At 45.7% G+C, this 1,783-nt stretch carries 3 protein-coding genes; all 3 read right to left on the bottom strand.

Annotated features, from left to right (window positions below):
- Positions 1 to 190: DUF4331 family protein (locus D5R40_RS32665; RefSeq protein WP_205127840.1), on the bottom strand; the 190-nt coding region annotated here is incomplete at its 3' end.
- Positions 191 to 592: 402 nt separating this feature from the next.
- Positions 593 to 727 (bottom strand): hypothetical protein, encoded by a 135-nt coding sequence (locus D5R40_RS41755; protein WP_282433706.1) that lies wholly within the window; start codon positions 725 to 727, stop codon positions 593 to 595.
- Between the two features lie 732 nt (positions 728 to 1,459).
- A partial coding sequence (locus D5R40_RS32660; RefSeq protein WP_124155862.1) for a DUF4331 family protein occupies positions 1,460 to 1,783 on the bottom strand: 324 nt, incomplete at its 5' end.

The following is a 1,783-nucleotide window of genomic DNA, read 5'->3' as shown; positions in this document are numbered from 1 at the left end:
GCATCGCATCCAAAGTTGGATTTTCACTACCCCCTTCAGGTTCTAAAGTAATGGCAAAGGCATCTGCATCGGCAATATAAGGCACCTCAATACTGTTCTTATTAATGGGACTCCTAAAGGCATACAAATCTACATTATCAGCCAAGGGGTCATCTGCGATCAAGGGGGCTTCTCTGTGACTAGAAGCCATCACCGAGGTACCACAGATCAAGCCCATAAGCCCTAGGAGAAGTACTCTTTTAAAGAAATGGGTTATCATGATTTTCCAATATTACTACCCTCTCCCAATAAACCAGGCATGGCGCTGCCCGTACTAGTCGTTGTTAGTGCTATGACTAGCCTACCAGGAGAAGGAGGTTTACAAAAGTTTATTTAGAAGATTGGGGAGGGGTTAATTTCCCGTTTCCGTTCCACTCCATGGAGTAGCTACGTACGGGAAAGAAGATTTAAAGGCTTTATCGTTCTGCTCTACGCCTGTAGTGTATCAAACGTAAGCAGATCTGTGTACGGGTTTGATCACGGCCGTATATCATCATACCAGAGACAACAGCAGCTAATCTGCTCAGATAAGCCTGTACTCATCCGCGTAACATCATCTTCCCAAACGACGACCGTTAGGGAAGCCATCCATATTCGGAATGAACTCTAGATCCGTGTGGTATTTAAAGCGTGGGTCAGTCAATCCTAATACGGCTGCTTGAATCAATCCTAAACTGCTGAGTCGCATTGTTTCGATCGGTCACTGGAACGGCCATCGTTTAGACGTAAATATTCCTCCGTTCGCAAGAAATTATGATAAATGGCTTGCCTGCTGCTAGTGGATTACCCTCTTTTCCGGTAGCCAACTGAAAAGGAATAACTTCGGTGCTCCGGTATGGAATAGGCCAAAGATCCACAGAGCGTGGCTTACCGGGTCCAGGTAGTAGCAAGGTACCGGAAAATCGGCATCGTCTAGGAAGTAACAGCGACTGCATCCGTCTTTCAAAGGAAAGAGGCCATCATTGCCGTTACCAAAATCGAAGGCTTGCAAGGATTGCGCTGTATTCGAAGGGGCACTAAAAGCGGAACAGCGCTCCAAATTAAGTCATCATCCATGTACAATCCTAATTCGGTTTTAGAAAAAATTATCCAAAGATCATCTGTAATTTCATAGTAGGGCGTGATGGATTCAATGTCTTGCATACCAATAGAATCACTGCCTCTTAGTCAATGGCATCCCAGGCGCGATCCTGAATCCACTCTCTCTTCAACAGATGCCTTCCATCGAACTGCAAAGTTCTCATTGATCTCTACTAGCAGATGCCCAAACACCGATCACATAATCTGGATCTAGAATAGTGGTAGGCTAGCTGAAGCTCCTTCTTTTCAGGACGTGCTAATGGGAATTTGAATAGCTATTGTATGTACATTAGTTGACCTACCCATCTCTGGCAGGCTCCTGTTAAGGCGAATCACCTAGTCACAAATGCTCCAAGATCAACAAGAAAGGATCATCAGCTGGTCCGCGTATACCTTTTCTCCAGTGCTGGTAGAGGTGATGGCCAGTCATTAAACTTTCATAAGTCGTGCCAGACAACTCCACTTTCATTTGACGGGACCGATTTAGTGGGCGGTACGATTCATCCTGTACGATGGTTTGGAAGCTGGCTCCTCCATCGATGCTACGCTCCATTGTGTAGGTAGTGCGAATGTTGATCTTCCCGAGACGGATATTAAAGAAAGTGGTCGGATCTTCATTGTTACGGGTAAAGGTAAATCGGTAGATAATCTCGTCCCCCGGACG

Source organism: Okeania hirsuta (assembly GCF_003838195.1).
Taxonomy (GTDB): Bacteria; Cyanobacteriota; Cyanobacteriia; order Cyanobacteriales; family Microcoleaceae; genus Okeania; species Okeania hirsuta.
The sequence above is the reverse complement of the archived record's forward strand: the minus strand, read 5'-3'. Positions and strand labels throughout refer to the sequence as shown.

Bases quoted from the DNA above. Each gene is read 5' to 3' on its own strand.
- D5R40_RS41755 (WP_282433706.1), bottom strand. From the start codon at position 727: ATGCGACTCAGCAGTTTAGGATTGATTCAAGCAGCCGTATTAGGATTG.